Origin of the sequence: Gluconobacter sp. DsW_056, assembly GCF_002153595.1 — a bacterium.
Classification (GTDB): domain Bacteria; phylum Pseudomonadota; class Alphaproteobacteria; order Acetobacterales; family Acetobacteraceae; genus Gluconobacter; species Gluconobacter albidus.
Genome location: NZ_JOPF01000004.1, coordinates 310,711 through 318,194, shown reverse-complemented (window position 1 = coordinate 318,194; position 7,484 = coordinate 310,711). Strand labels below are relative to the sequence as shown.

7 protein-coding genes and 1 tRNA gene are annotated in these 7,484 nt (G+C 58.8%); 5 read left to right on the top strand and 3 right to left on the bottom strand.

The window, feature by feature from the left end:
- Positions 1-222, top strand: a 222-nt coding sequence (locus HK22_RS15180; protein ID WP_369827199.1) for a hypothetical protein, incomplete at its 5' end; no start/stop codon positions are given.
- A gap of 60 nt (positions 223-282) precedes the next feature.
- Positions 283-359 (top strand) — tRNA-Pro (locus tag HK22_RS04545).
- Between the two features lie 22 nt (positions 360-381).
- Here HK22_RS04545 and HK22_RS04540 read toward each other — a convergent pair.
- The 3 genes from HK22_RS04540 to HK22_RS04530 form a co-directional block, all read right to left on the bottom strand.
- Positions 382-1,506 carry an AI-2E family transporter gene (locus tag HK22_RS04540; RefSeq protein WP_062029635.1) on the bottom strand — a complete coding sequence of 375 codons (1,125 nt, stop codon included), beginning with the start codon at positions 1,504-1,506 and terminating at the stop codon, positions 382-384.
- A gap of 126 nt (positions 1,507-1,632) precedes the next feature.
- Entirely contained in the window at positions 1,633-2,079 is a 447-nt protein-coding gene (locus tag HK22_RS04535) for a DUF3574 domain-containing protein (protein ID WP_233142388.1), read from the bottom strand.
- Positions 2,076-2,948: an NUDIX domain-containing protein gene (locus tag HK22_RS04530; protein WP_086648466.1), complete on the bottom strand. Its 873-nt coding sequence runs from the start codon at positions 2,946-2,948 to the stop codon at positions 2,076-2,078. Before HK22_RS04530 ends, HK22_RS04535 begins: the two co-directional genes overlap by 4 nt.
- Before the next feature lie 37 nt (positions 2,949-2,985).
- On the opposite strand from HK22_RS04530, the gene HK22_RS04525 reads away from it, so the two are divergent.
- The 3 genes from HK22_RS04525 (at position 2,986) to fusA (ending at position 7,459) form a co-directional block, all read left to right on the top strand.
- Positions 2,986-4,788, top strand: coding sequence for an ABC transporter ATP-binding protein/permease (locus HK22_RS04525; protein ID WP_086648465.1), 1,803 nt, complete (start codon positions 2,986-2,988; stop codon positions 4,786-4,788).
- Between the two features lie 96 nt (positions 4,789-4,884).
- Entirely contained in the window at positions 4,885-5,187 is a 303-nt protein-coding gene (rpmB, locus tag HK22_RS04520) for a 50S ribosomal protein L28 (protein ID WP_041110511.1), read from the top strand.
- Between the two features lie 169 nt (positions 5,188-5,356).
- Positions 5,357-7,459, top strand: coding sequence for an elongation factor G (gene fusA, locus HK22_RS04515; protein WP_062109615.1), 2,103 nt, complete (start codon positions 5,357-5,359; stop codon positions 7,457-7,459).
- Positions 7,460-7,484: the final 25 nt, after the last annotated feature.

Below are 7,484 nucleotides of genomic sequence, written 5' to 3'. Positions count from 1 at the left end.
GCCGAAGCCGAAGCCGAAGCCGAAGCCGAAGCCGAAGCCGAAGCCGAAGCCGAAGCCCAAGCCGAAGCCCACGATTCTGCACTTCTTCTGACCCTGCGTGACGAAAACGAACTTCTGTTCAGCGCGCTCGAAAAGACCGAGGCCGAAAACGGCCTGCTGCGGGCTGAACTGCGGGAAATTTTCGAAGAGCTTCAGAATTTGCGAAATCTTCTGCCAGTTTAGTCACAATCCCCCATTGCGGTGAGGGTGGGACACTGCTAAACCACCGCCACCGCAGGACGACGGGCAGTAGCGCAGCCTGGTAGCGCACCAGTCTGGGGGACTGGGGGTCGTGGGTTCGAATCCCGCCTGCCCGACCAGTCCTGCGGTAATATTTCTTCCTTAAAACTCAGTGTCTTTTGCATAGATCCCTTTGCGGGGATTTGTCTCTGTCCAGAGCGTCCATAGCAGATGCAAGGCGGACATGATGGCCGGACCAAGGAAGAGGCCCAGCAGACCCCAGGTCTCGGCGCCCCCAAGAATTCCCAGCAGAACCCACAGGAACGGCATTTTCGTGCTGCCACCAATCAGCGCGGGGCGGATGAAATGGTCCGCGATGAAGATCACGACGGAGCCGATGGCAGCCACGACGATAGCTCCGATCATGCTGCTTTTTGCCAGCAGCAGCAGCGCCACCAGCCCGACCGTCGGCCATGCCAGAAACGGGATCATGGCGGCTACAGCCGTGACCATCGCAAACAGCAGGGGCTGTGGGGCGCCTGTCGACATATAGACGATGCCCATGATTGCTCCCTCGCCCAGACCGACCAGAACAAGTCCGGCCAGCGTCCCGTGGACTGAGGAAATCATCTGCTTGGCGAGGCTTTCTCCCTGCTCACCGAACAGCCGCTGTGATCCCAGAAGGCATTTGCGGATAACACTGTCGCCATCTTTCAGCAGGAAAAACAGTGTCAGTAGCGAGAAGGCGAACAGGGTGCCCCGGCGGGCGAGCTGCGTGCCTACCTGTCTGGTCATCTGCATTCCATGTCCGACGTCGACGGAATGAAGCAGATGGGAGAGGCGCTGCGGGCTGGTCATGTGGTTCTGCCACCAATTGGTGGCCTGGGTGGCCATGAAAGGCAGGTGTGGCACCCATTCCGGCATCGGAATGCCGTTGTTGCGCACGTCATCAATCCATTCCAGCGCGCTTCGTGCCTCATCCGCGACTTTCACCCCAACCAGCGAAACAGGCACCAGAAAGATCAGCGCCACGGCCAGGGTAAAGATCATGGGTAGCCAGTCGCTGCGGCCGAAGCGCAGTTCAGCGCGGCGGTAAAGCGGCCAGATCGAAATTGTGAACACGCAGCCCCACAGAAGGGCCGGCAGGAAGCCCTTGAGGGTATAAAGGCCTATCGCCACGAAAAAGAGTGCCAGAAAGCCCCGTGCGCGCCGCTGGATCGTTCCCGTGGAGGCTGAAGCCTCTATCGTGATGGTGTCGGGTGATGAAGAAGAAGAAAGATCGGTCATGGGACTTCCGGAAGAAAAACATGCCTGAACTGTCGTCTTGCGCAGGGAGAACTGCCTTGACGAAAAGAGTCCGGATGAAAAGAGGCGTCAAAAAAAACCGGGAAACGTTGTTCCGCATGGGCGGAACTATTCCACGGGAAGGCTTTCAAATGAAGAGCAGCCGGACTGGATGGCCAGTCCGGCTGCCTGCTGGCTGAAACGTTTCTGATAGATCTGACGAATGGTTCTTAAATGAGCCTGAAGGCTACGGTCTGTGGCAGGGGCGACAATCCAGACGATTCGCGATTTTTCCTGAATGACCCTTTGTCCGGCAGCATCATACCACTGCCCCTGAGCGTCGATAATGGTAAAACCTGCCGGAAAGCGTGGTGTGATTTCACTGTCCACGAACTGTTGCCAGTCCTGCGTGTCAATCACGCTGCCATCAGGGCGGGTCAGGCCGAATGCCAGACGGATCTGCAATCCGTCCCGCGCACCGATTTCCCGACACAGATTGGGCGTGACGCTGACGGGCACAATGCATCCGCCCAGCAGAGGGGTCATCAGGATCAGGGAAGCGACTGCTTTTCTCACGCGGCCTGTCCGGAGAGGGCGCGGCGTAGAATGGCAGCGTCGGCGGGATCGAAAAGACCACGCCGCAGGAAGAGGTCGATCAGAACAAGATTTACGTTGAACTTGAAATCATCCGTATCCCGGACCAGTGCCATGACCTGCTGAATGGGCAGAAGATGGAAGCTTTCCACTTCTCCGTCCTCCGCAACGGGCACGAAGTCTTCGGGAAGCAGAAGATCATAGCAGTGCAGGACATCGCGCCGCAGCCCTTCAGGCCGCTCAAGAGCATAATGGATCCGCCCAACACGCTGTGCTTTTGCGGCCAGTCCGGCGGGGATACCGGCTTCTTCCTGCGCTTCCTTGATTACGGTCGTCTGCGGATCAAGGCCGGCACTCATGCCACCGGCAACCAGATGATCCAGCTTTCCCGGATCAAGCCGTTTGCTCATGCTGCGTCGCGCGACCCAGAGGAAAAGTCCGTCTGCACGCTCGACCAGCCCGTTCAGATGTACGCCTTCAGCCGCAAGCCCCAGAACCGGAATGGCCCCCCGGTCCACCTGTCCGAGAACGGCGCCGCTGTCATCGCGTACGTCGAAGGCTTCGTGATGGGAGGTGTAGAGGCCCATTTCGCAGAGCGTGCGGGACAGGGGAAAGAGGTCTGCTCCGGAACTCACTCCGAATGTCCCCGCTTTGTGAGCCTCAAGAGTTTCAAGCGCCTGCATCGTAGAAGGGGTGATCCAGCCGATCTGTGAGTCAGCGCAGAAGAACGGAGTGCGGCTGCCTGGCAGGACGGCGCTGTTGCAGGCTGCGATATGCCGCAGAAACGGCTCAAGGGGGCGGGAGAAAGATTTATTCGACACAGCAAGATATGTCGCATGCAGGGCGGCCATTTGCAAAGCACCGTCAGCACTTCCACATAGTCGATCCATGCTCAAAAAAACCGATTCGACGTCTGAAGCGCTTTCCCTTCGTGTTCTGTGGCCCCTGATCCGTCCTGAGAAGCTCTGGCCCGACGCGACGCGTATCGGCTTTGCACTGGTCATTCTTCTGGTGGAAAGTGCGACCGCCGTTGCGACGCCCTGGCTCTTCAGTCGTATGGTGAGCAGTCTTTCGCGTCCGGAAACCCTTCTGGCTGTCCCGGTGTGGCTGATAGCCCAGTATGCCGTCATCCGCATTATTTCCGGACTGGCGAGCCCATTGCGGGAATTTCTGGTCAAGCCGGTTGAAACGGATCTTGAGCGTCGTGTTGCTGTCCTCGGGTTGCGGCATCTGCATGATCTGAGTGTCCGCTTCCATCTGGACCGGCAGACGGGCTCCCTGACCCGGACGCTCGATCGTGGGGCCGATGCTGTCGGAACGCTGCTGTCACTGGCGCTGTTCAACGTTCTGCCCAACGTCATCGAACTCATCATGACGCTGACTGTCATCCTGAAAATCTTCGACTGGCGGTATGTCGCACTGCTTCTGGTGGCGCTGGGGCTGTATTCCGCCGTGTCTTACGTTTTTACCCGCCTGAGGATGACGGCCAGACGGGCCCGGAACCGTGCCAGCAATCAGGCCCAGCACCAGCTTGTGGACAGTATCCTCAACTTCGAGACGGTGCGAAGTTTTGCCAATGAAACCCATGAAATTGACCGTTACGACGCGGCCCGCAGGGATCTCCGGAAGGCGGAAATCAGCCTTCAGCGTTATGTCAGCCTGTCTCAAATCAGTCGGGGATTTCTGATAGCCGCAACGACCACGACGCTTCTGGCTATTGCGGCGCATGACATCGTATTGCACCGTCTCGCGGTGGCGCAGTTTGTCCTGATCGGCAGCTATCTGAGCGGGCTTTATTCGTCCGTGGGCGCCCTGAACTATGTCAGTGCCGGCTGGCGCAATGCCCGCGTCGATCTGGAAAACTATCTCGAGCTTCTCGCCATCCGCTCGGAAATCACCCAGGCTCCGCAGCCTCTGCATCTTGCGGGGAAACTGTCGGAGGCCGGAGCCGCTGCGGTGGCGTTCCGTCACGTCTCCTTCGGCTACAGTCCTGCGCGACAGATCCTGCATGATGTTTCCATCAGCGTGCCCGCAGGGACGTCTCTCGCGATTGTCGGCCATACAGGCTCCGGGAAATCCACTCTGGGGCGCCTGCTGACCCGTGCCTACGATCCCACGGAGGGCTCGGTCTGTATTGACGGGCATGACCTGCGTGACATCGCACCAATCGACATCCAGAACATTATCGGAACGGTTCCGCAGGATACGGTGCTCTTCAACTCCAGCATTGGCGACAATATTGCCTATGGCGATCTGTCGGCCTCCCGCGAAGATATTGAAAGCGCGGCCCGAAGTGCGCAGATCGACGCGTTCATCCGGGGGCTTCCCGACGGATATGAGACCGTGGTCGGGGAGAGGGGGCTGAAGCTTTCAGGGGGGGAAAAACAGCGTGTGGCTATTGCCCGCGTCATTCTCAAGGACCCGCGCATCCTGCTGCTGGACGAGGCCACGAGTGCGCTTGATACCCGCACCGAGGTCGCCATCCAGAAGGAGCTGGCGATCCTCTCCCGGGCGCGCACGACGATCATTGTCGCACATCGTCTGTCCACCGTTCAGGATGCCGATCGCATTGTAGTACTTGACGCGGGGCGTGTGGTGGAGCAGGGAAGCCACATGGAACTGCTGTCCGCAGGTGGTCATTATGCCGCAATGTGGGCCGCACAGGCCGGGGAAAACGTCTCCGGGGGTTGACGAAGCCCCCAACCATACGTCATAAGCCGCGCCTGATTTACGGAACACGCCGGACCTCGCTGTCCTGCGTCATCCAGCATCGAGGAAAGTACCACCATGTCTCGCCGTTGCCAGATCACGGGCAAGGGCGTGCTGACGGGCAACAACGTCAGCCACGCCAATAACAAGTCCCGCCGTCGTTTTCTCCCGAACCTGCAGGAGACCACGCTGATCTCCGATATTCTCGGTGCTTCGGTGCGTATGCGCCTGTCCACCAACGGTATCCGCACGGTTGAGCACAACGGTGGGCTGGATTCGTTCCTGCTGGGTACGCCGAACCGCAAGCTTCCGACGGAAGCCCAGGTCATCAAGCGCCGTATCCTGCGCGTTCAGGAACGCAAGGCTGCCCAGACCGCCTGAGGAATCTTTGCCGAACTTTGTTTGGTAATAAGATTGCTCTTGAAAACCATGGCGGTCTGGGTCATTCAGCCGCCACTGGGATAAATCAGGTTCGGTCCTTTCACAGGGCCGCAGCGGAGGTGTTTCGGTCCAGGCTGAAACACCTTTCATTGTATTTTGGAGGTTCTCCGTGTCCGAAAGCGTTCAGGAAGCCAAGTCGGCTCTCTCGAAGATTCGCAACATCGGTATTACCGCGCACATTGATGCCGGTAAGACCACGACGACCGAGCGTATCCTGTATTACACGGGTGTCTCTCACAAGATCGGTGAGGTCCACGAAGGCAACACCACCACTGACTACATGGCGCAGGAACGTGAGCGTGGCATCACGATCACCTCGGCAGCCGTGACGTGTGAGTGGAACGACCACCGCATCAACATCATCGACACCCCGGGCCACATTGACTTCAACATCGAAGTCAACCGTTCGCTCCGCGTGCTCGATGGCGCGATCTTCGTGATCGAAGGCGTGGCCGGCGTGCAGCCGCAGTCCGAAACGAACTGGCGCCTTGCTGACCGTTACAACGTTCCGCGCGTCATCTTCATCAACAAGCTCGACCGTACCGGCGCCGACTTCTACTACGCTTTCAGCACGCTGAAAGAGAAACTGGACATCGTGGCCGTTCCGCTGCAGCTCCCGATCGGCGCCGAAGAAAACTTCGTTGGCGTGGTTGATCTGGTCGAGATGCGCGCCATCGTGTGGGAAGGCGGCGAACTCGGCGCCAAGTTCCACTACGAAGAGATCCCGGCTGACCTGAAGGAAAAGGCTGACGAAGCCCGCCAGGTCCTGCTCGATACGGCTCTGGCCGTCGACGACGCAGCCATGGAAGAGTACTTCGAGAAGGGCGACGTGGACGTTGCAACCCTCAAGAAGTGTATCAAGAAGGGGGCCATTTCCGGTGAATTCCGTCCCGTCATGTGCGGTACGGCCTTCAAGAACAAGGGCGTGCAGCCCCTGCTCGACGCAGTCATCGACTACCTGCCGGCTCCTGACGAAGTCGAAGGCATCCGTATTGCTCCGCCGGAAGGTGAAGAAGTCGATGAAGACTTCCTGCCGATCGTTCCGGTCGATCCGGATGGCAAGTTCGCTGGCCTTGCGTTCAAGATCATCTCCGACAAGTACGGCACGCTGACCTTCGTTCGTGTCTATCGTGGCGTTCTGAACTCCGGTGACACCATCCTGAACACGACGAAGGGTCACAAGGAACGCGTCGGCCGCATGTTCCAGATGCATGCCGACAAGCGCCAGGAAGTGAAGTCCGTCGGTGCCGGTGATATCGCCGCATTCGTGGGCCTCAAGGACACCGTTACGGGTGACACGCTTGCCGACGCCGCCGATCCGGTGGTTCTGGAGCGTATGCAGTTCCCGGTTCCGGTCATCGACATCTCCGTCGAGCCGAAGACCAAGGACGGCGTCGAGAAGATGACGCTGGCTCTGCAGAAGCTGACGGCTGAAGATCCGTCCCTGCACCTCAAGACCGATCAGGAAACGGGTCAGACCATCCTTTCCGGTATGGGCGAGCTTCACCTGGACATCATTGTTGACCGTCTGCGTCGTGAATACGGCGTTGATGCCAACATCGGTGCGCCTCAGGTGGCCTATCGTGAGACGATCACGAAGACCCACATCGAGACGTACACCCACAAGAAGCAGTCTGGTGGTTCGGGTCAGTACGCTGAAGTCAAGATCGAGTTCGCTCCGTCTGACAAGCCGGACGAGATCATCTTCACCAACAAGGTCGTCGGCGGTACGGTTCCGAAGGAATACATCCCGGCTGTCGAAAAGGGTATCCGCATGCAGAGCACCACGGGTGTTCTGGCCGGCTTCCCGACCGTGGACTTCCAGTTCACGCTTCTCGACGGTAAGTACCATGACGTTGACTCGTCGGCTCTGGCCTTCGAAATCGCCGCCAAGGCTGCTTTCCGTGAAGGCATGAAGAACGCCGGTCCGGTGATCCTCGAGCCGATCATGGACGTTGAAGTCACGACCCCGAACGATCACGTCGGTGACGTGGTGGGCGATCTTAACCGCCGCCGCGGCATCATCCAGAGCCAGGAAACGTCTGGTTCGACCGTGATGATCCGTGCACAGGTGCCGCTGAAGGAAATGTTCGGCTACATCTCGCACCTGCGTTCTGCAACGAAGGGCCGTGCGTCCTTCACCATGCAGTTCCATCACTACGAAGCCGTTCCTCGTAACGTGGCTGACGAAATCATCGCGAAGTCCGCCTGATTTTTTCGCCCCGGTGAAACATCAG

Bases quoted from the DNA above. Each gene is read 5' to 3' on its own strand.
- HK22_RS04540 (WP_062029635.1), bottom strand. From the start codon at position 1,506: ATGACCGATCTTTCTTCTTCTTCATCACCCGACACCATCACGATAGAG.
- rpmB (WP_041110511.1), top strand. From the start codon at position 4,885: ATGTCTCGCCGTTGCCAGATCACGGGCAAGGGCGTGCTGACGGGCAAC.
- HK22_RS04525 (WP_086648465.1), top strand. From the start codon at position 2,986: ATGCTCAAAAAAACCGATTCGACGTCTGAAGCGCTTTCCCTTCGTGTT.
- HK22_RS04530 (WP_086648466.1), bottom strand. From the start codon at position 2,948: ATGGCCGCCCTGCATGCGACATATCTTGCTGTGTCGAATAAATCTTTC.